We start from the raw sequence: 23,885 nt of genomic DNA on the forward strand, positions 1-23,885 counted from the left end.
CATCTAACATCTAACATCTAAAATTTCCGTATCTTTGAAACACAAATTTTAAACAAAGAGAAAATGAATTTAGCAGACGATTCAAGAATTTGGATTTTTCAAGCCAATCGTAAATTCTCAACAGAAGAAAAGCAAGCTATTACAGCTAAACTAAATACTTTTATAGCGGATTGGAATGCGCATGGCGCTGAACTTTTAGCTGATTTTGATTTACCTTATGATCAATTTATTGTAGTTGGTGTAGACGAAAATCAAGCGACAGCAAGTGGTTGTTCTATCGATAAATTAACGAAAATCGTACGCGAAATTGATGCAGATTATTCGTTCGATTTATTGAACAGAATGTTAGTTTCGTATGAAAATGAACAGGAAGTTTTTATCGAAAAATTACCAACATTCAAACAAAAAGTAAAAGAAGGAGAAATCAAAAATGTAAAAGTTTTCAATAATGGAATTTCTTCTTTGAATGATTTTAAGCAAAATTGGTTATTACCGATTGAAGAAAGTTGGGCGAAAACATTATTAAATTAAACGCTTAAAATCCAAAAAATATTAAAGCCGAGTTTAGAAATAAGCTCGGCTTTATTTTTGATAAAATATTGTTTAAAAAACACTATTTTTACGTAATAATAAATTAAAAATACTATGAAAAACAAAGGATGTCTTATTGGCGGAGTGATTCTTTTACTTCTTGCAGGAATCGTTTTCTGGGGAATTGGAGTTTCGAATACGATCAAAACAACAGACCAAGGTGTGCAAAAACAATGGTCGAATGTAGAAAATACATATCAAAAACGTTCAGATTTAGTTCCAAATTTAGTGAACACGGTAAAAGGTGCTGCGAATATGGAAAAAGAAACGTTAACAGCTGTGATTGATGCACGTGCAAAAGCGACTTCTAATCAAATTAAAATTGATGATCCAAGTCAATTAACAGATGCAAATATTGCGAAATTTCAACAAGCTCAAGATCAATTAGGATCTACATTAAGCCGCTTATTGGTTTCTGTTGAAAAATATCCAGATATTAAATTCAATCAAAACTTTACTTCTTTACAAGCAGAATTATCTTCTATCGAACAAGAAGTTTTATTTGAAAGAAAAAAATACAACGATGCTGCAGAGAAATTTAACAACATGATTGTAACTTTCCCTAACAGCTTAATCGCTGGTTTTACAGGTGCTACGAAAAAAGGTTATTTCAAAGCTGCTGCAGGATCTGAGAATGCTCCTAAAGTAGAATTCTAATCATTATGGGAAATAAGAAACATAAATTTCTTTCCTCTAATGATGAAAAAAAAATAATCGAAGCCATCCAAAAAGCGGAGAAAAATACAAGTGGGGAAATTCGAGTTCATATTGAATTCGAATCTTCTCCCAATCATTTTGACAAAGCTTTAGAAGTTTTCGAGCAATTGGAAATGCACAAAACCAAAGATAGAAATGGTGTGTTGTTTCATGTTTCACCAACCGATCATAACTTTACAATTATTGGTGATAAAGGAATTGATCAAGTGACACCAGATGATTTTTGGGATGATATAAAAGAAGAGGTCATCAAGCATTTCAAAAAAGAACATTATGTAAAAGGGCTTTGTGAAGGAATAAAAAAAACAGGCAAAGCACTTAAAAAATATTTTCCTTATCAAGAGGATGATACAAACGAATTACCAGATGAAATTAGCTACAGTTAAATACTTTTTTCTAACTTTTTTTCTTTCAATTTTAACCGTTTTTGGGCAGACACCGGATGAATTGGTGAAGATGGAACATCCGCCTAAAAAGCTTGTGCAAGATTATGCACATGTTTTTGATGCAATGCAATTGGATGAATTAGAACGAAAATTAGTAGCCTATGATGATTCAACATCTACTCAAATTTTGGTATTAACAGTGAAGTCTCTAGATGGTTATCCGTTAGAAATGTTTGCAAATGATATTGGTGAAAAATGGAAAGTTGGTACACAAGGAAAAGATAATGGAGTTGTAATTGTTTTAAGTGAACAAGATCGTAAGATTACGATTAGAACAGGTTATGGAGCTCAAATTTATTTACCGCCAAGTGTCAACAAATCGATTATTGACAATGTTATTATTCCGTATTTCAAACAAGGTGATTATGCTGGTGGAATAAATGCTGGAGTCAATTCTATTTTTCAAGCTTTTGCAGGAAAATACAAGCAAGACAAATCAAAATCGCAAGAACCAGAAATGGATTGGGTTGCTCTTATATTTGCAATCGGTTTTTTCATCTTTATTTTTATTATTATATCGAAAGGTAAAGGTGGTAATAATGGCGGAAATGGTGGCAGACGAAGAAGTTTGTTAGATGATATTATCATTATGAACACAGGAAGTTCTGTTTTCGGTGGCGGAGGTTTCGGCTCAGGAGGAAGTTCTTGGGGTGGATCATCTAGTGGCGGAGGCGGCTTTGGAGGCTTCGGAGGTGGAAGCTTTGGAGGTGGAGGTGCTTCTGGTAGTTGGTAATATTTTTTTACATGAAACAGAATTATAGTATTAAATGGTTAATTGAAAATTATGAACAAGGGGTAAACCTGAAGTTTATATATTTTTGGGGACATTCTAATAAGTATAAAGAAGAAATCGGTAAATTTTGTTTCAGTCAATGGTTTCAATCTGAGTTCATTGTTAATGAAATTATTTTTAAGACGTCAGAACATTGGATGATGGCTCAAAAAGCATTATTATTTAATGACTTTGAAAATTTTGAAAAAATTATTAGTTCTGATTCTCCAAAGATTGCTAAAGAAATAGGACGTCAAGTAGATAATTTTAATGAGGAGATTTGGAATGCAATGAAATATAAAATAGTAGTTGCAGGAAATGTTCATAAATTTATTCAGAATGAATCATTAAAAGATTTTTTATTAAATACGAATGATAAAATAATTGTAGAAGCAAGTCCTGTTGATACAGTTTGGGGAATAGGTCTTACTCAAGATAGTAAAGATATTGATAATCTATATCTTTGGCGAGGAGAAAATTTGTTAGGGTTTGTATTAATGGAAGTTAGAGAATATTTGAAACAATTTAAATTAGATAATTTATTGGATTCAACTATACTTCCTCCTTGGAAAATGTATCCTGAATTAGATCAAGATGATATGTTTTGGAGAATGGGAAAAGGAGAAGATTATTTAATAAATTTTACACAAAAATATTTGAAATTATCTTTTGAAGACAAACTTTTATATTCTATAACTTATATAGAACCTCATAATTGGTTAGGCTTTTATGAAGATTTCTAATCTTAATTATTATATTAAATAAACCCAAAAATCCGAACGAAACCATTCGGATTTTTTTATGACTGAACATTATTCGTTAAATTCGTTTTCTAAATCAGTTTATGGAACTTCTCAATCATATTTACACCAATCAACGCAGCAATACAAACGATACGTCGGATGCGAGATCAGAATATCAGCGCGATTATGATCGTATTATTTTTTCGTCTGCCTTTCGTCGTTTGCAAAACAAAACGCAAGTTTTTCCTTTGCCAGGAAGTGTTTTTGTCCACAATCGATTGACGCATTCGTTAGAAGTTTCGTCTGTTGGGCGTTCGATGGGAAATTTGGTTGGAAAGTTTATTTCCGAAAATTATAAATTAACAAAGGAGTCGCAGGAGTTTTATAAGTACAGTATTCACGATGTGATTTCAGCGGCATGTTTATGCCACGATATCGGAAATCCAGCTTTTGGACATTCCGGTGAAGATGCGATTGCATCTTATTTTGATCGTCATGAAGCTGATTTGAAACAATACTTTACTGAAGCAGAATGGGCTGATTTAATCAATTTTGAAGGAAACGCAAATGCAATTCGAATTTTAACACAACAACAAAACGGAAAATCGGAAGGTGGTTTACGTTTGACGTATTCAACATTGGCTGCGATTGCAAAATATCCATGTGAATCGGTTGCAAAAGATAAAAATCAATTGCATCGTAAGAAATTTGGATTTTTTCAGGCGCAAAAGGAAGCTTTCCGAACAATTGCTGAAAAAACGAATATGATTTTGGAACAAGATTCACCAATTATTTACAAGCGACATCCGTTTGTGTGGTTGGTAGAGGCGGCTGACGATATTTGTTATTCGATTATCGATGTCGAAGATTCGCAACGTTTAGGAATTATTGATCATGATAAATGCCGAAAATTATTTTTGAATTTAGTTGAATCTTTAGATCCATCTCAAATTGATAAAACAAAAAATACATTAAAATCAATTTCAGATAAAAATGATCGAATAGCCTATTTACGTGCAAAATCAATTAATTTATTGACGCAAAAATCGGTTGAAGTTTACCAAAATAATTTTGATCAAATTGTAAAAGGAGAATTTAAAACGGCGTTATTAGATGTGATTAAAAATGAAACGGAACAAGTAACGAAACGAGTTTTAGACGAAATTCAACGTTTCTCGATTGAAAATATTTATAATCATCGTTCTGTTCTCGAAATTGAAAATGCAGGTTATAATGTAATGTCAGAATTGCTTTCGCAATTTATTCCTCCAATTTTAAAAGATGAAAAAGAACGCAAAACGTTTGAGAAAAAAGCCTTGCGTTTAGTTCCTGCTCAGTTTTTATATGAGAAAGGAACAAAGTATCAAAAGGTAATGGGAATTTTGGATTATGTTTCGGGAATGACTGATAATTACGCAACAGAATTATATCGTCGTATCAAAGGAATCGAAATTGGAATGACGATTTAAGTACGAAGTTAGAAATACGAAGCTCGAATTTAGAGAAATTGTCATGCTGAACTCGTTTCAGTATCTCATCAAAAATTAGCGAATTTGTTATTCCGACGAATGGAGGAATCTATAGATTCTTCATTTCGCTGAAGCTATATTCAGAATGACAAAAAATAATGAATTCTACGTTTCGTAAACTAGATAACTAATTTCTAGTCTCGAATAACGAATAACTAAATAACATCACACAATAATGAAAAATGTAACAATACGAGAAGCAAGAAAAGAAGATTGTCCTCGAATTTTAGAGTTAATTCACGAATTAGCTTTATACGAAAAAGCACCAGACGAAGTAACGGTAACCTTAGAAGAAATGGAAGAATGCGGGTTTGGAGATAAACCAGTTTGGGGTTCTTTGGTTGCAGAAGTGGACGGAAATGTGGAAGGAATTGCGTTGCATTACGATCGTTATTCGACTTGGAAAGGACGCAGATTATATTTGGAGGATTTGATTGTAACCGAAAAAATGCGCGGTTCTGGAATTGGTAAATTATTATTGGATGAATTAATTGTTTATGGAAAAGCGAATAATTACCACGGAATGGTTTGGCAAGTTCTGGATTGGAATGAACCTGCAATTAATTTCTATAAAAAATATAACGCAGATTTTGATCCAGAATGGATTAATGTTTCGGTGAATTTTTAATAACAAAAAACTCCAACTTCTATTCAAGTTGGAGTTTATATTTTTGCTTAACGCTATTTCATAAAACTTTCATACCATTTCCATAAAATAATTCCTGTACAAACCGAAACATTAAGCGAATGTTTTGTTCCTGATTGTGGAATTTCGATACACGTATCACATTGATCAATGATTGATTGTTGCACACCATCAACCTCATTTCCCATCACAATTGCATATTTCTGAGATTGGTCAACTTCAAATTCATTTAACAAAACAGAACCTTCCGTTTGTTCAATCGTTACAATTTGATAACCATCTTCTTTTAATTTAGCAACCAATTCATTCGAATCTTTCACATATTCCCAATCAACAGAATTTTCTGCACCAATGGCCGTTTTATGAATTTCTTTATGAGGTGGAGTTGCTGTAATTCCACACAAATAAATTTTATCAATTAAAAATGCATCCGAAGTTCTAAAAACTGCACCAACATTGTGCATACTTCTCACATTATCCAACACCACAACAATCGGGTGTTTTTCAATAGCTTTATATTCTTCCGCAGAAACGCGACCTAATTCGTCTAATTTTAGTTTTCTCATCACTTCGTTTTTAACTAACTTAGCTGTTCAAAATTTATAATAATTTGACAAAAGTAGTAAAGAATAAGGAAACTCCTCTAATGAAACAATATAACACCATCAAGGCGAAATATCCTGATGCAATGTTGTTGTTCCGTGTGGGAGATTTTTACGAAACATTTGGAGAAGATGCTGTGCGAGCTTCTCGCATTTTAGATATAGTTTTAACAAAACGCGCCAATGGTTCTGATAATAGTGCTTTGGCAGGGTTTCCTCATCATAGTTTGAATACTTATTTACCGAAATTGGTGAAAGCCGGTTTACGCGTTGCAATTTGTGATCAGCTCGAAGATCCAAAGATGGTAAAAGGTATCGTAAAACGTGGTGTTACAGAATTGGTAACGCCTGGTGTTGCGTTGCAAGATGAGGTTTTATCGTCAAAATCGAATAACTTTTTGATGGCTGTTCATCAAGGTGATAAAGCTTTTGGAATTGCGTTGTTAGATGTTTCGACAGGAGAATTTTTGGTTTCGGAAGGACAAGAAGATCAAGTAGCGAAAATTATTCAATCGTTTCGACCAAGTGAAGTGATTTACCAAAAACGTGTTAAATATAATTTTTCTGATGTCAAAAGTAAATTTTTGTTGGATGATTGGGCTTTTCAATATGATTTTGCAGTTGATAAATTAACCAATCTTTTTAAAACTAAGAATCTAAAAGGTTTTGGAATTGAGGATTTAAAAGATGGAATCATTTCTGCGGGTGCAATTTTAGCTTATTTGGATGACACACATCACTTCGAAATTCAGCATCTAACATCTATTCAGCGTCTTAATCAAGATAGTTTTGTGTGGATGGATCCATTTACGATTCGCAATCTCGAATTGGTTTATTCTCCACATCCAAAAGGTGTTACGTTATTAAATGTTTTAGACGATACCAAAACTCCGATGGGAGCACGTTTGTTGAATCGTTGGATGGTAATGGTGTTGAAAGATTTGAAATCAATTCAACGTCGTCAAAATATTGTCGAATACTTCTACAAATTTGGAGATTTACGTTACGATTTGCGAGAAAAATTAGGTCAATTAACCGATTTAGAACGTTTGGCTGGAAAAGTTTCGACAGGTAAAATTACACCTCGTCAATTGCAACAATTAGCACAAAGTTTGAAAATTTCGGAAGAAATAAAAGAAGTTGCTGAACAATCGAATATCAAAGAAGTTGCAGATTTATTTTCTCGAATCGAACCAATTGATCATTTAACACAAAAGATTTTTGATACACTTTCTAACGAGCCTCCGCATCAAATTGTAAAAGGAAATGTAATTAGAGAAGGTGTTTCAGAAGAATTGGATCGATTACGAAAAATTCAGTTTTCTGGAAAAGATTATTTGGATCAAATGTGTCAACGCGAAACAGAACGAACTGGAATTTCGTCCTTGAAAATTGCATTCAATAATGTGTTTGGTTATTATATTGAAGTTCGAAATACGCACAAAGATAAAGTGCCAGAAGAATGGATTCGTAAGCAAACTTTGGTGAATGCAGAGCGTTATATTACCGAAGAATTAAAAGAGTACGAAACACAAATTCTTGGTGCAGAAGAAAAAATTCTTGCTATAGAAAATCAATTATTTATTGAATTGTTACAAGAAATTATCACTAAACTTTTACCGATTCAACAAACGGCAAAAGCAATTGCATTTTTGGATGTTTTGTCAACTTTTGCAGAAATAGCAGAGAAAAATAATTACACAAAACCTTCTCTTAATGATGGTTTTGAACTAAATATAAAAGAAGGTCGTCATGCTGTGATTGAGCAACAATTACCAATTGGTGAACAATATGTGTCGAATAATGTTGAGTTAAATTCGGATCATCAGCAAATTATTATGATTACTGGACCAAATATGTCTGGTAAATCGGCGCTTTTACGTCAAACTGCTTTGATTGTTTTGATGGCGCAAATGGGAAGTTTTGTTCCAGCTCAAGCTGCAGATTTAGGAATCATTGATAAAGTTTTTACTCGAGTTGGTGCTTCAGATAATATTTCATCAGGTGAATCGACATTTATGGTCGAAATGAATGAGACAGCAAGTATCTTAAATAACATTTCGGAACGAAGTTTGATTTTATTGGATGAAATTGGTCGAGGAACTTCGACTTACGATGGAATTTCGATTGCATGGGCAATTGCAGAATTTTTACATCAAAGTGCCTTGAAACCAAAAACATTGTTTGCAACGCATTATCATGAATTGAATGAAATGTCAAAATCGATGGAACGTATCAAAAACTTTAATGTTAGTATCAAAGAAACAAAAGATACAATATTATTTTTGAGAAAATTAGTTCCAGGAGGAAGTGAGCACAGTTTTGGTATACATGTTGCTAAAATGGCTGGGATGCCAAAACGAGTGGTGGACAGAGCAAATGATGTGTTGAAAATTTTGGAAGCAACGAAAACAGATGAAGGAATCTCGAATAAAACGGAGAAAATAACGCAAGATAATATGCAATTAAGTTTCTTTCAGTTAGATGATCCTATTTTAGAATCGATTCGAGAAGAAATTATGAACACAGATATCAATACATTAACACCTGTTGAAGCATTGATGAAATTGAACGAAATCAAAAAGAAACTTGGTAAATAAACTTAAAAATATGAAGAAAATAATTTTAACCGTAGCAGGAGCTTTAGTCTTAGCTTCTTGTGCTACAAACCCTGTTACCGGACGTAAATCGTTGTCATTAGTTTCTAATGCAGATTTATTTCCGACAGCTTACAATCAATATTCTCAAATTCTTAAACAAGGGAAAGTAATTACAGGTACTGCCGATGCTAAAATGGTGCAAACAGTAGGGGAACGTTTAAAATATGCCGCTGAAAAATATTATCAAGAAAAGGGAATATCTTCTCAATTACAAGGTTATCAATGGCAATTTACGTTGTTAAATGCAAACGAAGTAAATGCATGGTGTATGCCTGGAGGTAAAGTTGCGGTTTATTCAGGTATTTTACCTGTTACCAAAGATGCAACTGGATTGGCTGTTGTTTTAGGTCACGAAATTGGTCACGCTTTGGCTGGTCATAGTGCGGAGCAAGCTTCTCAGCAAATGGCCGCACAAGGTTTAGGACAAATAGTTGGTGGATCCATTGGAAATGCAGAATATGCAAAAGTTTTTGAACAATTATATCCTGTAGGTGCACAAGTTGGTTTACTAAACTATTCTCGTAAAATGGAATTAGATGCTGATGTTACAGGATTGTATTTAATGGCGATGGCGGGTTATGATCCTTCTCAAGCAATTCCTTTTTGGGAACGTATGGCGGCGAAAAGTGGAAATGCAGGAGTTTCAGAATTCTTGAGTACTCACCCTTCGGATGCGACGCGTATGGCTAAAATAAAGGAAGCCTTACCAACTGCTTTAGCATATTACAATGCAAGTCCGTATAAAGAAAAATAGAATAGTTTTTATTCATTTGTAAAATATAGGCGAGTTAATTTGATAAATTGATTCGCTTTTTTTATATTTAGTATTCAAAACCACAATTAAAATTAAAATGATTAACAATTTTAGAATCAATTCGTTTTCTGAATATAAGAAAGCGTATAAAAAAAGTGTCGAGGAGCCTGAAAAATTTTGGGATAAAATTGCTGGAAACTTCGTTTGGCAAAAGAAATGGGACAAAACACTTGAATATAATTTTGAACAAGCAGATTTTAAATGGTTTCAAGGTGGACAACTAAATATTACCGAAAATGTTTTGGATCGTCATTTGGAAAAAAATGGAAACAAAACAGCTTTAATTTGGGAACCAAATAATCCTTTAGAAGAATCTCGAATTATTACATATCGTCAATTGCATTCAAAAGTTTGCCAATTTGCGAATGTCTTAAAAAATAATGGCGTACAAAAAGGAGATCGTGTGTGTATTTATATGCCAATGATTCCAGAATTAGCCATCGCGATGTTAGCTTGTGCTCGTATTGGCGCGGTACATTCTATTGTTTTTGCAGGATTTTCTTCTGCTGCTATAGCTTCTCGTATCAACGATGCGCAATGTAAGGTTTTGGTGACAGCAAACGAAGTTTTTCGTGGAACGAAATCAATTAACTTAAAAGCAATTTGTGATGAAGCCTTAAAAGATTGTGCTTCTATTCAGTCGTGTATCGTTTATCGTCGTGCTATCGAGCCTACTTCTATGGTTGGTGGACGTGATAAATTTTGGATTGATGAAATGCATAAAGTAGACGATAATTGTCCTGCGGAAATTATGGATGCTGAAGATCCTTTGTTTATCTTGTATACTTCTGGTTCTACGGGAAAACCAAAAGGAATGGTGCATACATGTGGTGGATATATGGTGGAAACGGCTTATTCGTTCGATAATATTTTCCAAATGGAACACAACGATATTTATTGGTGTACAGCAGATATCGGTTGGATTACAGGACATAGTTACATTATTTATGGACCTTTGGCTTGTGGAGCAACTTCGGTAATGTTCGAAGGAATTCCAAGTTTTCCAGATTTTGGACGTTTTTGGGAAATTGTCGAAAAATTAAAAGTGACACATTTCTATACAGCTCCAACAGCAATTCGTTCGTTAGCTCGTGAATCGTTAGATTATGTCGAGAAATATGATTTATCAAGTCTTAAAGTTTTAGGATCAGTTGGTGAACCAATTAACGAAGAAGCTTGGCACTGGTTTAATGATTATATTGGAAAAGGAAATTGTCCAATTGTGGATACATGGTGGCAAACAGAAACAGGATCTATTTTGATTTCGCCATTAGCAGGAATTACGCCGCTTCGTCCAACGTTTGCAACATTACCGCTTCCTGGAATTCAGCCAGTTTTAATGGATGAACAAGGAAAAGAAGTAGAAGCAGTAAATGAAAAAGCAGAAGGACGTTTAGCAATTAAATTTCCTTGGCCATCTATGGCTCGTACTATTTATGATGATCATAAACGCTATGTAGAAACTTATTTTTCAACATTTCCGGGCTATTATTTTACAGGAGATGGAGCGTATCGTGATGTAATGGAAAATTATCGAATTACAGGACGTGTAGATGATGTGGTGATTGTTTCTGGACATAATTTAGGAACTGCGCCAATAGAAAATGCGATAAATGAACACGAAGCTGTAGCGGAAAGCGCAGTTGTTGGCTATCCTCATGATATCAAAGGAAATGCATTATATGCTTTCGTGATTTTACAAGATGGAGTACAAGGTTCACCAGAACTTGAAGCAGAAATAAAAAATGGAGTTTCTAAATTAATTGGAGCAATTGCAAAACCAGATAAAATACAGTTTGTTTCAGGTTTACCAAAAACGCGAAGCGGAAAAATTATGCGTCGTATTTTGAGAAAAATTGCAGGTAACGAAACTGATTTTGGCGATACTTCAACATTATTAGATCCAGATGTTGTAACTGTTATTCAGAAAGGAAAAATTTAAAGTAAGGCTGAGGTTAAGATTTAGCCTAAGTTTATCAGAATAATTTTCAAAACAAAAAGCATTACCCAAAAAGTAATGCTTTTTTGGTTTGATTATTTTGGATAAATTTTCTTATCTAAATTTCCTTTATATAGCCGAGATTCAATGCATTTTTTGTAATTTTGTAGACTTTTTAAAGGTATGATAAAAATTTCACCAGTTTTAGAATCGTATTTAGATCATCATGTGGATCAAGAACCTGAAATCTTGAGCCGTTTACGTGTTGAAACTTACCAATGTACAACGCAACCTCACATGATTTCGGGCGAATATCAAGGTCGTTTGTTAAGCATTTTGTCGAAGATTTTAGCGCCTAAAACTATTTTAGAGTTAGGAACTTTTACAGGTTACGCAACATTGTGTTTGGCAGAAGGTTTAACTACTGATGGAAAAATCATAACGATAGATAAAAATGATGAGTTAGAATATCTTTGCAGAAAGTATTTTGATGAATCAGAATTTGCCTCAAAAATTGATTTCAGAATCAATGATGCGCGTGAAGAATTGAACACAATTGAAAAAGATTCTGTAGATTTAGCTTTTATTGATGCCGATAAAGAGAGTTACCCTTATTATTTCGAGAAGGTTTTGGAACTTCTTCGTCCCGGAGGAGCAATGTTAGTTGACAATGTGTTGTGGTACGGAAAAGTGATGATGGAGGAGGAAGATAAAAAAGATCCTTCGACAAAAATCTTGAAAGAATTTAATGAGATGGTAACGAAAGATGAACGTGTCGAATCGATCATTTTACCAATTCGTGATGGAATTACGTTAATTCGAAAAAAATAATGAAGTACGCCATTTGTCAAGTAAGTGTTGCGCCATTGCGCTACGAAGCAAGAGATTCATCAGAAATGGTGAGTCAGGTTTTGTTTGGAGAAAAGTTGATTATTTTAGAAGAATTAGAAAAATGGACTAAAGTTCAGTTAGCTTTTGATGGTTACGAAGGTTGGCTAGATCCAAAACAAATTGTAGAAATTTCGGAAGAAGAATATAATAAAGATTCGATCGAGAAATTTGCAATTAATCCGTATAATCATGCGATGGAAAATGGCTTGCCAATGACGTTGACAATTGGAGCTGAGGTTCGTACTTTGAATGAAAGTAAAATCAAAATTGGTCCAAAATGTTTTGAATATTTTGGGGTATATACGTCTGGTAAAAAATCAAAAGATCAATTGGTAGAAATTGCAAAAGCCTATCTAAATGTACCTTATTTGTGGGGAGGAAAATCTTCGTTCGGTATTGATTGTTCTGGTTTAACGCAACAAGTGTACAAAATAGGTGGCTATAAAATTCCAAGAGATGCTTATCAACAAGCGGAAATGGGTGAAGTTTTGAGTTTTGTAGAAGAAGCAGAACCAGGTGATTTAGCTTTTTTTGATAATGCAGAAGGTCTAATTATTCATGTCGGAATTATGTGTGGCAATGGAAAAATTTTGCATGCGCACGGAAAAGTTCGCATTGACCCAATCGATACAAATGGAATTTTCAATACCGATTCTCAAAAATATTCGCATAAACTGCGATGCATTCGAAAATTAATTCCTTAATAATAAAGCTAAAATCATTTCATTCGAAATGATTTTTTTTGTTTTAATTGAAATCAAATCAAAATAGGACATAATCAGTGATTAAACTATTTTTTAATTGGATTTAGCTGTAACTTTAGTAAACACTAATCGATTGAAATAATGTCTATAAAAATTCCTGAAAATTTAAAAGGATTATCTGATGCTGAAGTAAAAAAAGCTCAAGAAGAATACGGAGATAATGCGATAAAAAGTAATCAAAATTCTGCTTGGTACAGTTTATTGTTTGATATTCTAAAAGAGCCAATGACGCTAATTTTGATTGCGGTATCAATTATTTATGTGTTGGTTGGTGATTTGGGCGAAGCTGCATTTATGTTTGTGGCGATTGTTGCGGTGACAGGAATTTCATTTTACCAAGATTCTCGTAATCAAAAAGCTCTGCAAGAGTTGGAAAAGTTGAATGAACCTTTGAGTTCTGTTATCCGTAATGGACGATTAGTTGAGATTCCAACACACGAAATTACAATTGGTGATTTGTGCGTGACGGAAGAAGGAAAAATGATTAATGCAGACGGAAATATTGTTCATAGCAATGATTTTTCGGTGAATGAATCTGCTTTAACAGGTGAAAGTATGTCAGTTTTTAAAGATATAGATCATCCAGAAATTTACAGTGGAACCTTGACGGTTTCTGGATTGGCTATTTTTGAAGTGACGGCCATTGGAGCAGAAACAAAATTAGGGAAAATAGGAACGTCAATTTTATCTATAAAAGAAGAGAAATCGCCTTTGCAATTGCAGATAGAAAAATTTGTGAAAGGAATGGCAATCATTGGAATCATTGTTTTTGTAATGGTTTGTGGATTCAATTATTTTCAAACAAAAGACATTGTAAGTAGTTTATTAAACGGTTTGACTTTGGCAATGTCTATTTTACCCGAAGAAATTCCAGTTGCATTTACCACATTTATGGCATTGGGTTCATGGAAATTATTACGCGAAGGAATTATTGTAAAAAAGAGTAGCGTTGTCGAAACTTTAGGAAGCACAACTGTTATTTGTAGTGATAAAACAGGAACAATTACCGAAAATTCGATGAAATTGAAAGCGATTTATGATGCAAAAACGTCTTCTGTTTTTGATGAAAATCAATTCAAAAATGTCGAAATTTCTGAGATTATACAATATGCAATGTGGAGTAGTGAACCTGTTCCGTTTGATCCGATGGAAAAAACGTTGCACCGAGTTTACGAACAAACGCAGCTTGATGAACGTAATCAATATCAAATGTTTTTCGAATATCCTTTATCTGGGAAGCCTCCCATGATGACGCATTGTTTTAAAAATAATAAAAATCAACGAATAATTGCAGCAAAAGGTGCTCCAGAAGCAATTCTGAATGTTTCAAACTTATCTGAAGAAGTAAAAAATCAATTAAAAAAAGTAATTGATGATTTTGGATTAAAAGGTTTTCGACTTTTAGGTGTTGCGAAATCTAATTTTGAAGTGGATAATTTTCCAAAACATCAACAAGATTTACCATTCGAGTTTTTAGGATTCGTTGTTTTTTATGATCCTCCAAAAAAAGGAATTAATACTGTGTTTCAACAGATTTATGATGCGGGAATAAAAGTAAAAGTGATTACGGGTGATAATGCCGAAACAACAAAAAGTATTGCAGAACAGGCTGGAATTTTACATGCAGAGAATAGTATTACAGGAAGTGAAATTGCTCAACTTTCGGAGAAAGATCTGTTACAAACGGCTCATGATAAAGTCTTATTTGCTCGTATGTTTCCTGAAGCGAAATTGGCTGTTGTAAAAGCTTTGAAAGAGGATGGAGAAGTAGTTGCAATGTTGGGCGACGGAGTAAACGATGGACCAGCATTGAAAGCCGCACACATTGGTGTTGCAATGGGCGAAAAAGGAACTGAAATAGCCAAACAAGCTGCGCAATTAATTTTAACAAATGATGATTTAGGAAAATTAGTTATCGGAATAGCTGCTGGAAGACGCATTTATACGAATCTTAAAAAAGCTGTTCAATACATTATCTCGATTCATATTCCAATTATATTAATTGTTTCATTGCCGTTGTTTTTAGGTTGGGCTTTTCCGCAAATTTTCACACCGGTTCATGTTATTTTCTTAGAATTGGTAATGGGACCAACCTGTTCTATTGTGTATGAAAACGAGCCTTTAGAGAAAAATTCTATGAACGAAAAACCTCGTCCTATGACGGAAACTTTTCTGAATTGGAAAGAACTTTCAACAAGTATTATTCAAGGAATTATCATCACATTAGGATTGCTTTTTGTTTATCAATACACTTATCAGTTAGGCGGAAATGAAGAGAAAACCCGAGCAATGGTTTTTACAACGTTGATTTTCTCAAATGTTTGGTTAAGTTTAACGAATAGATCGTTTTATTATAGCTTGTGGTCAAGTTTTAAAAATAAAAATAATTTAATGGTTGGCGTTACAATTCTTACATTGCTTATACTTTTTGCAATACTGTATATAAAGCCAATTTCTTTATTTTTTAAAGTTTCTTCGTTGAATCTAAAAGAATTAGGAATGGCGATGCTTGTAGCAATGTTATCTGTATTGTGGTTTGAAGTTTATAAATGGATTAAACGTAGGAGAAAAAATTGAGTAAAATGGTAATATTTAGGTTTATTGATTCGTTATAACGAATCAATAAACTCAACTGTTTTTGCCAAAGTCGGCGTCCTATTCTCTTTGTAAGGTGTATGTTTTGCATCAGGAACAAGATAACTTTCTTTTCTTCCTTTTACATTGTTGATAATTCCATTTACTTGCTCAATCGAACCATATTCATCATCAATTCCTTGAATAACCAAAGTTGGACATTCGATGTTTTGCAATTCTTTTCGAATATCAAAATCAATAAAATCTGGGCGTAACCAAGTTTCTGTCCACATCTCAAAAACTTTCTGCGTTTTATCGCCATGATATTTTGTCAAACGTTCTTTCAAATTAGTTTCTGCATATGCAATTTTTGCATCTCTGATTCCTTGTAAAGAAATTTCTTCTACAATAATGTGCGAACCAACTACAACAATTCCTTTTAAATTTTGATGATATTTCGAAGCATAAAGTAACGCAATCGATCCGCCATCGCTATGTCCAAATAAAATAATGTCTTTGAAGTTGAAATATTGAACCAAATCATTTAGAAAATCTGCTTCATCATGCATGTAAGTCAATTCGCGACGATCAATGGTAAAAGGCGACGATTTTCCATAACCTTTTCTATCGTAGATGAATAAATTACAATTTGTTTTTTCGGCAACTTCTTTTGGGAAATCTCTCCAAAGTTGGGTGCAACCTAAGGAATCGTGTAAAAAAATAAGTGTTGGATTTTCTGGATTTATTTCGTGGTGAACATAATGAATATTGGCGTTGTTGATTTCTAAACTATTTTCTATTTCCATTTTATGTAGTGATTTTTTCGAAAGCTAAAGATAACAAAAATGCCTCGATTTTATTTATTCGAGGCATTTATATCATGATGATTAAAAATTATTATTTAATAAAATCTGTAATAATTTCTAAGGTTTTTGCTTTTGCAGTTTCTAAATCGTCGTTCAATAAAATGATATCAAACTCTTTAGCTTTTTCCATTTCAATTCCTGCTTTATCAATACGTTGTTTCAATTTATCTTCGCTTTCTGTGTTGCGAGAAATTAAACGTTCTTTCAATATTTCCAAAGATGGAGGATTTACAAATACTGTTAAACATTGATCTCCGTACAATTTTTTGATATTCAATGCACCAATAACATCAATATCAAAAATAACAGAATTTCCTTCTGATGTAATGCGATCAACTTCCGATTTTAAAGTTCCGTAAAAATTATCGCGGTAAACTTCTTCGTGCTCTACGAATTCGTCGTTTGCAATTTTTGCCTTAAATTCTTCTGGTGTTAAGAAATAATAGTCTTCTCCGTGAGTTTCACCTTCGCGTTTATCTCTAGTTGTACAAGAAATAGAAAATTTGATATTCTCCAATTGTTCTAAAGCGTAACGAACCAAAGTTGTTTTTCCTGCGCCTGATGGAGCCGAAAAGACGATTAATTTTCCTTTTTTCATTATAAAATGTTTAACGATTGTTCTTTAATTTTTTCTAATTCATCTTTCATCTGAACAACAATTTTTTGCATTTCAGAATGATTTGATTTAGAACCTAATGTATTGATTTCACGACCAATTTCTTGCGAAATAAATCCTAGTTTTTTTCCATTTGATTCAGTTCCAGCTAATTCTTTTAAGAAATATTCGCAATGGTTTTTTAGACGAACTTTTTCTTCTGTGATATCAAATTTCTCCAAATAGAAAATTAATTCTTGTTCGAAACGATTTTGATCAACATCAACTTTTAATTCTTCTAAACGTTTATTGAAACGTTCTTTTATAGTTTCAATTCGTTCTTTTTCAAAAGGGACAACTTGTGTTAAAAGCTCAAGAATGTTATTCAAGTTTAAAGTCAAATATTTCTCTAAAACTTTTCCTTCATCTAATCTAAATTGATTTAATGCGTCGATCGCATCAATAATTGTTGCGCGAATTTGATTCCATTCGTCTTCACTCAAATCGTCTTGCGTGTACGAAATAACGTCTGGAAGGCGCATTACTACAGGCAATAATTCACCATCAGTCACATTTGGTGTGATTGATTTAAATTCTGCCATATAACTTTTGATTAATTCAGCATTTATATTTTGATTTCTTGCAGCAGGATTTAACTCTACTAACATCGAAAAATCAACTTTTCCACGTTGAACTTTTTCTGAAATAAGGTTTCTGATTTCTAATTCTTTTTCACGATAAAAAGAAGGAATTCTCGTGTTTAAATCTAGTGTTTTACTGTTTAAAGAACGGATTTCTATCGTTACTTTTTTCTCAGGTAATTCCAATACGGATTTACCGTAACCTGTCATAGATGCTATCATAATTGTAAAATTATGCGAACAAAATTACAATAAATTAACGTAATGCGAACTGAATTATCATCTTTAATCATTTTAAAGTTTAACATTTTGCTAAAATTTTGATGAACTTAAAAGATTTATCTTTAACAAAAATCAAACTAAAATTATACTATGACAAATCAAGAATTGTACAAAGGAATTGCAGAAGATGGATTGAGTTTACCTTCTACAATGGGAATTTTTCCTTCGTCGAAAGATTTTGTATTTTCAAGAGAATCAATCGAAAATAGTCTAAAATCAACGGATTATTTTCAATTAATCAATTTTGATCTTATCGAAATTGATAAAGACGAAAATGGAGCTGTAAAGCAAGAATATCAACTTGTTGTGTCTTATTTGGAAGAAGAATTTGATGTGAATTTGTATGTTGTGGATGCGAGAAGTAATGATTATTCTGAATTTGGTTTCGGAAATATGATTTCGGACGAAGAAATGGAAATTGCAACGCAACAAGATTTTTATTTGGAATCTGTGATGTATTTTGGAAATGATGCGTTGGATAGTTTTCATTTGCAACTAAAAATAATGCAAGCCATTGTCGAAAATCCATCTATTGTTGTCGATTTTATGCCTTATCGTTTGCTTTCTGGTAAATGGGCGAAAGTGACAGCAGAGTCAGAAATTCCGCCTGCGCCTTCGTATTTATATGTGATACATGGCGTTTATGATGAGGACGAAAATGGTGATCGCGTGTATTGGATGCATACGCATGGTTTGCATCGTTGCGGTTCTGTGGAGTTGGAGATGTTGAACATCAAAGATGGAGTAGAGCAGATGAATTCGGCTTTGGATATGATTGTAAATGCGTTTATCAAACCAGATTTTCGTTCGCCAGAAAATGAAGAATTTAATATTGGTTATGATGGTTTGGATATTACATTTTGTTGGAAACGTTGGGAAGATGTGGTGAAAGATTATCCTGCAACAATTCCAGGAGGTTACAATGAACGTCAACCAGAAAACGAAAATTACGAACCTTGTGGTGTTTTGTTAGCGGTGCAAGAAGGACATACGTTAACGCCAGAAGTTTATGCAGCAACAATTGCAGATAATCCGATTTTCTTTATCAGCGATCAGGAAACGGAACGAATGTCAGCCTTGGCTTATCAACGTTTTGAATCGTATAAAAAAGCATTTAACACGTATTTTAATCCAGAAGCAGATGAAGAAAATTATTATCGATTTTTAATCAAATTAGGATTTGATGTCGATCATGAAATGAATAAGGAACATATTTGGTTTGATGTGTATGGAATCAATGAAAACAACGAAATTTTTGGTGTTTGCTTGAATCGTCCTTATGCTGTAGAAGGTTTGAATGAAGGAGATGAAGGTCTTTATCCGCAAGAAATGATTACCGATTGGTTAATTTACACGCCGACAAACACCATCACTCCTGATAATATTTACACTATTGATTAATCAACGCGCCATTTTTCCAAACATGAGTTGGTTGTAATTGCCCTTGATAATAGATAATATTACGATAATCGAAGGTAGAGAAGCTGATAAAATCGGCTTTTTTACCTTTTTCTATTGTTCCTCGATCAGCTAAATTCAATGCTTTTGCCGCACGAAAAGTAATTGCCGCTAAAACTTCTGCCATTGATAATTTCTCGAAAGTAGCCAAAACAGAAGCTTGTGTCAAAAGATTTCCCATCGGAGCCGAACCAGGATTCCAATCCGAAGCAATAGAAACGCAACAACCAGCATCTAACAATTTTCGTGCAGGCGCATATTGCATTCCCAAACCGATAGAAGCACCAGGTAAAACAGTTGCCACAACATTAGAATTGGCAAGATTTTTCACTTCTTCTTCACCAGAAAATTCTAAATGATCTGCACTCAATGCATTATATTTTGTTGCTAAATAACTTCCTCCAGCTGTAAATTGATCAGCGTGAATCGTAATTTCAAATCCTTGATTTTTTGCTTCATTCAAGAAATAATCGCCTTCTTCAACAGAAAAAGCAGATTGTTCCACAAAAATATCGATACGATTTGCTAAATCATCAGCTTTCAATTTTGGAAAAACTTCTTTGACTAAAAGTTCTAAATATTCTTGATTTGAACCTTCGAAATCTTTTGGTTTCATATGTGCACCCAAAAAAGTTGGAACTAAATCAATTTCGCTTTCTTGATTCGCCATATTTATCGCTTCCAACATTTTAATTTCGCCTTCAACAGAAAGTGCATAACCCGATTTTACTTCAGCAGTTGTGATTCCTTGTTTAGCTAATTGCGCAATATGTTTTAGCGTAATATCTTTCAGTTCGTCAACCGTTTTTTTACGTGTTTCTGTTACTGTAGACCAAATTCCACCACCACTTTTGGCAATTTCTAAATATGTTTTTCCATCCAAACGCATTGCGAAATCTTTGGCGCGATTTCCTCCAAAACAAACATGTGTGTGTGAATCTACAAATCCTGGAAGAAGAATTTGTTCTGTTTCAATTCGTTCAATTTGGATGTTTGGATGTTGTTGAGAAAGCGTTTCGAAATTTCCTATTTCTACAATTGTTTCATCATCAATAATAATTCCCCCATCTTCGAGAACTTCGACTTGGTTTTCGTGAATAGCACCTTTTAAAGGTAAATTGGCAAGTGTTATAATTTGTTTGAAAGGACCGATTAATTTCATTTTTGTTGTTTTAATAACACAAGTTTACGAAATTTAAGGGAGAATTTGTAGATAAGCTGAACTTGTTATCAAATAAGATATGATTCTAAAATGAGTTTGGAATGACTTAATATTTATAGAATGTCACTCGATAATATAGCGTAGCCATAATTATCTGCCCAACCAGATTTTAGAGGAAGTAATTGTCTTGTATGCGCTTCTCGTATCATTCCAACTTTTTCAAGAACTTTGTAAGAACCAATATTTTCAATTGCGCATCCAGCTTCAATTCTATGAAGATTTAAAGTATTAAAACCAAAAGAAATAATTTCTTTTAAAGCTTCTGTAGCAAAGCCTTTATTCCAAAAATCTGGATGAAGTTTAAACCAAACTTCTGCATTCTTGTATTTAGCTCGACCTAAATTTAGAGAAATTAATCCAGCAAATTGATTGTCATTTTCGATAACAAAAGTATAAGCTTGTGGTTGTTCTCCTTGATTAGATTTTATTAAATCTTTTACATGAAGAATTGTAACCTCTATATTTTCTGGAATTCCTAAAGTGTTATATTGATCAACTTCTTCGATAGAATATAATTGATGAATTGTTTCAGTATCATCAAGTGTGACTGGTCTCAAAGTTAAACGTTCAGTTTTAAGAATTACATTTATATAAATTACTTTTTCTTCAAATAAGTTGGGTCGTTGGGATATTTAATTACCTTGAGTAATGTAATAATTGTAAAAATAACGAAGATTAATATCACGATTGCGCTAAGAATGATGCGGTTATTTTGTTCGTTGTTGAACCCAAGGTAAAGCTCGAAAGCTGCCCAAACAATTATTAAAATTTGTGGTAAAAGTGCGCCGAAAATATTTTTTGTCATTTTATTCTTCTATTGAGTTATAAAAATAAGAAAAATAAAAAACCTGCTTATTAAAAGCAGGTTAAAAATATTATTGAGTGACTAATTTTGTTTCATTAAGAATTGGTTCTCTTTTTAGAATATTTGTTGCTACTTCTACAGTTTCTTCTTTTTCTTCGAAAATTGGTGCTTCTTGCATAAATGCAATTGCTGGAGCTTCTTCTATTTTTGGTGGCGTGTTATCAAATTTGTAATTAAATCCAATTCCAAGTGTTTGTTTAATCTGTGTTTTTTTGATTTGATCTTCATCATACAATAGGTTGACACTTACTTGTGCCGAAACAAACTTGTTCACTTTCATATCCAAAATTCCTTGATAAGCAACGTCCATATTTCCGAAATTTTTCAGGTAATCTGCATAGATTCCGACACGGTTATCATAAGAAATTCCTTCCATAATTTGTAGTTTATATCGCGCACCTAAATATGCACCGAATTCAAATAAAGTATTGTCTCCATCATTTTTAAGTCCAAAATTTCCTTTTTTCTGTAAATCTTTGTCTAAGACAAAGGTCATTCTTGGTGTAAATGGGTGAATATTAATTTGAAAATTTTCGCTTGGTTTGTAATCAATACCCAATCCTAAACTTAAATAACCAGGAGCCATTAAGTTCGAAATCTTCGTTTTTGGATCAGTTCCATAATCATAACCTTCAGTAAATTGCGTACGGAAATTCATAGCAGCAGCTAAATACCAATGATTTCCAATGCTGTAACCGTAAGAAGAAGTAAGGTCTATCACATCATTTGTTTTGCGAGAACTTTCGCCTTTATTGGTTTGAACTCCGTATCCTAAAACGATACGATTATCCCAAATGTGTTTCTCTTTTGTTAAATTAAATTCGTAATCTAAACTTCCGTTCAGCGCAAACGAATTAACACCACCTGCAACCCAATTACTGAATGCACTTTGAGAAAATAAAAGTGAATTATTTCCCGAAACGAACCATCCAGGTTGACGACCATCAAATTTTTGATCTTTTAAATACCGCTTGCTATCAGTAGCTACTTTACCATCTTTTACTGTTTGTGCAAAAGTTGTAGCACTTCCTAAAATTGCTAATACAAATAAAACTTTTTTCATGTAGATTTGGTTGATTTATATAAATTTATTCCAAAAATATGGATTCTGATTTAATATACGTTGATTTTTCGTCAATTGTATTTTTATCAAAAACTTGATCATAGTTTTGCTTCTCCAGTTTTATTCTAGGTAATTTGACTGGAGAAATGCCAGATGTATCGAAATATGGGAGAATTTCCTTCTTTCGACGTTTCTTCTTATCTTTTTTCTTAGTACTGTCTATTTTATAAGTTAAGCCAATCCCAAGAGCTTGTTTAAACTGTGTTTGCGCAACTTGATCTTCATCGTAAATCAAATTGATGGTTAATTGGGTAGACATAAAATTATTAATTTTCATGTCTAATAATCCAGCATATACAATATCGAGGTTATAAAATTTGTTCGAATAATTAGAGAAAATTCCAATATTATTATCGTAAGTTACGTTATCAAAAAGTTTCATTTTGTATCGACCACCTAAATATGCTCCAACTTCAAAAAGAAACGTATCTCCATCGTTTCGTAAACCATAAGTTCCTTTCTTTTGCAAATCTTTGTCTGCTACAATTGTTGTTCTTGATGTTAAAGGTTGAAAACTGACAGAAAAATTAGAATTTGGCGTATAATTCGCACCGACCCCAATTGTTACATATGCAGGCGCAAATAAGTTTGATAGTTTTGTTTTTGGAGTTGTTCCGTAATTGTAACCTGTAGAAAACTGTGAACGAATATTAAGTGATGAGGTTAGGTACCACTTTTCTTTTATCAAATATCCATAAGAAGTTGTGATATTTAGATTGTCAGCAGTTTTACGCGTTCCATTGGTTTTATTGTCTAAAAAACCATATTCAAAAATAAAACGATTGTCCCAAAAGTGTTTCTTTTTTCGGAAATTAAATTCGTAATCAGCTTTAGCATTTAGTGAAACCGAATTTTCACCACCTGCCATCCAATTGGAAAAGGTATTTTGATTAACGGTTAAAGTATTTGCACCATAAATTTCCCAACCCGATTTTCGTCCTGTAGTATCCACTTTGGATTTCAGATATTTTCGACCATCAATAATTAGATTTCCACTAGTATCTAAAAATTGAGCCGAACTAAAAAGTGATAGGACTAAAAATATAATTGAGAAAATTAGTCTCATTTTAAAAAAAATATCTTTGTTTAAAATTGAAAAATTCCAAACAAAGATATCTAATTTATTTTGTAAGGCTAAAAACCTT

General features: G+C 33.0%; 22 protein-coding genes. 14 read left to right on the forward strand and 8 right to left on the reverse strand.

What is annotated here, in order from left to right; all coding sequences use genetic code 11:
- Positions 1 to 63 precede the first annotated feature (63 nt).
- The 7 genes from B4J88_RS06335 to B4J88_RS06365 all read left to right on the forward strand — a co-directional run bounded on the left by B4J88_RS06335 (position 64) and on the right by B4J88_RS06365 (position 5,426).
- A complete protein-coding gene (locus tag B4J88_RS06335; RefSeq protein ID WP_125348739.1) occupies positions 64 to 531 on the forward strand; it encodes an ABC transporter ATPase in 468 nt (155 codons plus the stop codon).
- A 114-nt stretch (positions 532 to 645) separates the two neighbouring features.
- A complete protein-coding gene (locus B4J88_RS06340) occupies positions 646 to 1,248 on the forward strand; it encodes a LemA family protein (RefSeq protein ID WP_180904995.1) in 603 nt (200 codons plus the stop codon).
- Between the two features lie 5 nt (positions 1,249 to 1,253).
- Positions 1,254 to 1,694: a TPM domain-containing protein gene (locus B4J88_RS06345; protein ID WP_291066886.1), complete on the forward strand. Its 441-nt coding sequence runs from the start codon at positions 1,254 to 1,256 to the stop codon at positions 1,692 to 1,694.
- On the forward strand, positions 1,675 to 2,487 hold the full coding sequence (locus B4J88_RS06350) for a TPM domain-containing protein (protein WP_291066887.1): 813 nt from the start codon (positions 1,675 to 1,677) through the stop codon (positions 2,485 to 2,487). The genes B4J88_RS06345 and B4J88_RS06350 overlap by 20 nt, the downstream gene beginning before the upstream one ends.
- Before the next feature lie 11 nt (positions 2,488 to 2,498).
- The gene (locus B4J88_RS06355; RefSeq protein WP_125348745.1) at positions 2,499 to 3,269 is read left to right on the forward strand and encodes an NADAR family protein; all 771 of its coding nucleotides are present in this window, start codon (positions 2,499 to 2,501) and stop codon (positions 3,267 to 3,269) included.
- Positions 3,270 to 3,370: 101 nt separating this feature from the next.
- Positions 3,371 to 4,738, forward strand: coding sequence for a deoxyguanosinetriphosphate triphosphohydrolase (locus B4J88_RS06360; protein ID WP_125348747.1), 1,368 nt, complete (start codon positions 3,371 to 3,373; stop codon positions 4,736 to 4,738).
- A gap of 235 nt (positions 4,739 to 4,973) precedes the next feature.
- Entirely contained in the window at positions 4,974 to 5,426 is a 453-nt protein-coding gene (locus B4J88_RS06365; RefSeq protein WP_115001464.1) for a GNAT family N-acetyltransferase, read from the forward strand.
- A 53-nt stretch (positions 5,427 to 5,479) separates the two neighbouring features.
- Here B4J88_RS06365 and B4J88_RS06370 read toward each other — a convergent pair whose 3' ends face one another.
- Complete coding sequence (locus B4J88_RS06370) at positions 5,480 to 6,010, reverse strand: RNA methyltransferase (protein ID WP_125348748.1); 531 nt, start codon at positions 6,008 to 6,010, stop codon at positions 5,480 to 5,482.
- An 80-nt stretch (positions 6,011 to 6,090) separates the two neighbouring features.
- On the opposite strand from B4J88_RS06370, the gene mutS reads away from it, so the two are divergent.
- The 6 genes from mutS to B4J88_RS06400 all read left to right on the forward strand — a co-directional run bounded on the left by mutS (position 6,091) and on the right by B4J88_RS06400 (position 15,691).
- Positions 6,091 to 8,646, forward strand: a complete 2,556-nt coding sequence (gene mutS, locus B4J88_RS06375) for a DNA mismatch repair protein MutS (RefSeq protein ID WP_291066889.1) — start codon at positions 6,091 to 6,093, stop codon at positions 8,644 to 8,646.
- A 10-nt stretch (positions 8,647 to 8,656) separates the two neighbouring features.
- Positions 8,657 to 9,460, forward strand: a complete 804-nt coding sequence (locus B4J88_RS06380) for a M48 family metallopeptidase (RefSeq protein ID WP_125348750.1) — start codon at positions 8,657 to 8,659, stop codon at positions 9,458 to 9,460.
- A gap of 97 nt (positions 9,461 to 9,557) precedes the next feature.
- Entirely contained in the window at positions 9,558 to 11,462 is a 1,905-nt protein-coding gene (gene acs / locus B4J88_RS06385) for an acetate--CoA ligase (protein ID WP_280037598.1), read from the forward strand.
- A gap of 180 nt (positions 11,463 to 11,642) precedes the next feature.
- Complete coding sequence (locus B4J88_RS06390) at positions 11,643 to 12,290, forward strand: O-methyltransferase (RefSeq protein ID WP_219033620.1); 648 nt, start codon at positions 11,643 to 11,645, stop codon at positions 12,288 to 12,290.
- The gene (locus B4J88_RS06395; protein ID WP_219033619.1) at positions 12,290 to 13,054 is read left to right on the forward strand and encodes a C40 family peptidase; all 765 of its coding nucleotides are present in this window, start codon (positions 12,290 to 12,292) and stop codon (positions 13,052 to 13,054) included. The genes B4J88_RS06390 and B4J88_RS06395 overlap by 1 nt, the downstream gene beginning before the upstream one ends.
- A 141-nt stretch (positions 13,055 to 13,195) precedes the next feature.
- Positions 13,196 to 15,691, forward strand: a complete 2,496-nt coding sequence (locus tag B4J88_RS06400) for a cation-translocating P-type ATPase (RefSeq protein ID WP_291066893.1) — start codon at positions 13,196 to 13,198, stop codon at positions 15,689 to 15,691.
- A 32-nt stretch (positions 15,692 to 15,723) separates the two neighbouring features.
- On the opposite strand, the gene B4J88_RS06405 is transcribed toward B4J88_RS06400, so the two are convergent.
- From B4J88_RS06405 to B4J88_RS06415, 3 genes are all read right to left on the reverse strand, one after another.
- Positions 15,724 to 16,494, reverse strand: a complete 771-nt coding sequence (locus B4J88_RS06405) for an alpha/beta fold hydrolase (RefSeq protein ID WP_221854348.1) — start codon at positions 16,492 to 16,494, stop codon at positions 15,724 to 15,726.
- Between the two features lie 91 nt (positions 16,495 to 16,585).
- On the reverse strand, positions 16,586 to 17,152 hold the full coding sequence (gene gmk / locus B4J88_RS06410; RefSeq protein ID WP_221854349.1) for a guanylate kinase: 567 nt from the start codon (positions 17,150 to 17,152) through the stop codon (positions 16,586 to 16,588).
- Positions 17,152 to 18,012, reverse strand: coding sequence for a YicC/YloC family endoribonuclease (locus tag B4J88_RS06415; protein ID WP_236688172.1), 861 nt, complete (start codon positions 18,010 to 18,012; stop codon positions 17,152 to 17,154). The genes gmk and B4J88_RS06415 overlap by 1 nt, the downstream gene beginning before the upstream one ends.
- A 150-nt stretch (positions 18,013 to 18,162) precedes the next feature.
- On the opposite strand from B4J88_RS06415, the gene B4J88_RS06420 reads away from it, so the two are divergent.
- Positions 18,163 to 19,473 carry a DUF4026 domain-containing protein gene (locus B4J88_RS06420; protein WP_115001452.1) on the forward strand — a complete coding sequence of 437 codons (1,311 nt, stop codon included), beginning with the start codon at positions 18,163 to 18,165 and terminating at the stop codon, positions 19,471 to 19,473.
- On the opposite strand, the gene hutI is transcribed toward B4J88_RS06420, so the two are convergent.
- From hutI to B4J88_RS06440, 4 genes are all read right to left on the reverse strand, one after another.
- On the reverse strand, positions 19,463 to 20,692 hold the full coding sequence (gene hutI, locus B4J88_RS06425) for an imidazolonepropionase (RefSeq protein ID WP_291066895.1): 1,230 nt from the start codon (positions 20,690 to 20,692) through the stop codon (positions 19,463 to 19,465). The genes B4J88_RS06420 and hutI overlap by 11 nt on opposite strands.
- Positions 20,693 to 20,805: 113 nt before the next feature.
- A complete protein-coding gene (locus B4J88_RS06430; protein WP_291066898.1) occupies positions 20,806 to 21,309 on the reverse strand; it encodes a GNAT family N-acetyltransferase in 504 nt (167 codons plus the stop codon).
- A 318-nt stretch (positions 21,310 to 21,627) separates the two neighbouring features.
- Positions 21,628 to 22,680: a DUF3078 domain-containing protein gene (locus tag B4J88_RS06435; protein ID WP_291066900.1), complete on the reverse strand. Its 1,053-nt coding sequence runs from the start codon at positions 22,678 to 22,680 to the stop codon at positions 21,628 to 21,630.
- Positions 22,681 to 22,705: 25 nt separating this feature from the next.
- Complete coding sequence (locus B4J88_RS06440) at positions 22,706 to 23,806, reverse strand: DUF3078 domain-containing protein (RefSeq protein WP_291066902.1); 1,101 nt, start codon at positions 23,804 to 23,806, stop codon at positions 22,706 to 22,708.
- Positions 23,807 to 23,885: the final 79 nt, after the last annotated feature.

Source organism: Empedobacter sp. UBA5036, assembly GCF_002415215.1.
Taxonomy (GTDB): Bacteria; Bacteroidota; Bacteroidia; order Flavobacteriales; family Weeksellaceae; genus Empedobacter; species Empedobacter falsenii_B.

Bases quoted from the DNA above. Each gene is read 5' to 3' on its own strand.
- B4J88_RS06335 (WP_125348739.1), top strand. From the start codon at position 64: ATGAATTTAGCAGACGATTCAAGAATTTGGATTTTTCAAGCCAATCGT.
- B4J88_RS06340 (WP_180904995.1), top strand. From the start codon at position 646: ATGAAAAACAAAGGATGTCTTATTGGCGGAGTGATTCTTTTACTTCTT.
- B4J88_RS06345 (WP_291066886.1), top strand. From the start codon at position 1,254: ATGGGAAATAAGAAACATAAATTTCTTTCCTCTAATGATGAAAAAAAA.
- B4J88_RS06350 (WP_291066887.1), top strand. From the start codon at position 1,675: ATGAAATTAGCTACAGTTAAATACTTTTTTCTAACTTTTTTTCTTTCA.
- B4J88_RS06355 (WP_125348745.1), top strand. From the start codon at position 2,499: ATGAAACAGAATTATAGTATTAAATGGTTAATTGAAAATTATGAACAA.
- B4J88_RS06360 (WP_125348747.1), top strand. From the start codon at position 3,371: ATGGAACTTCTCAATCATATTTACACCAATCAACGCAGCAATACAAAC.
- B4J88_RS06365 (WP_115001464.1), top strand. From the start codon at position 4,974: ATGAAAAATGTAACAATACGAGAAGCAAGAAAAGAAGATTGTCCTCGA.
- B4J88_RS06370 (WP_125348748.1), bottom strand. From the start codon at position 6,010: ATGAGAAAACTAAAATTAGACGAATTAGGTCGCGTTTCTGCGGAAGAA.
- mutS (WP_291066889.1), top strand. From the start codon at position 6,091: ATGAAACAATATAACACCATCAAGGCGAAATATCCTGATGCAATGTTG.
- B4J88_RS06380 (WP_125348750.1), top strand. From the start codon at position 8,657: ATGAAGAAAATAATTTTAACCGTAGCAGGAGCTTTAGTCTTAGCTTCT.
- acs (WP_280037598.1), top strand. From the start codon at position 9,558: ATGATTAACAATTTTAGAATCAATTCGTTTTCTGAATATAAGAAAGCG.
- B4J88_RS06390 (WP_219033620.1), top strand. From the start codon at position 11,643: ATGATAAAAATTTCACCAGTTTTAGAATCGTATTTAGATCATCATGTG.
- B4J88_RS06395 (WP_219033619.1), top strand. From the start codon at position 12,290: ATGAAGTACGCCATTTGTCAAGTAAGTGTTGCGCCATTGCGCTACGAA.
- B4J88_RS06400 (WP_291066893.1), top strand. From the start codon at position 13,196: ATGTCTATAAAAATTCCTGAAAATTTAAAAGGATTATCTGATGCTGAA.
- B4J88_RS06405 (WP_221854348.1), bottom strand. From the start codon at position 16,494: ATGGAAATAGAAAATAGTTTAGAAATCAACAACGCCAATATTCATTAT.
- gmk (WP_221854349.1), bottom strand. From the start codon at position 17,152: ATGAAAAAAGGAAAATTAATCGTCTTTTCGGCTCCATCAGGCGCAGGA.
- B4J88_RS06415 (WP_236688172.1), bottom strand. From the start codon at position 18,012: ATGATAGCATCTATGACAGGTTACGGTAAATCCGTATTGGAATTACCT.
- B4J88_RS06420 (WP_115001452.1), top strand. From the start codon at position 18,163: ATGACAAATCAAGAATTGTACAAAGGAATTGCAGAAGATGGATTGAGT.
- hutI (WP_291066895.1), bottom strand. From the start codon at position 20,692: ATGAAATTAATCGGTCCTTTCAAACAAATTATAACACTTGCCAATTTA.
- B4J88_RS06435 (WP_291066900.1), bottom strand. From the start codon at position 22,680: ATGAAAAAAGTTTTATTTGTATTAGCAATTTTAGGAAGTGCTACAACT.
- B4J88_RS06440 (WP_291066902.1), bottom strand. From the start codon at position 23,806: ATGAGACTAATTTTCTCAATTATATTTTTAGTCCTATCACTTTTTAGT.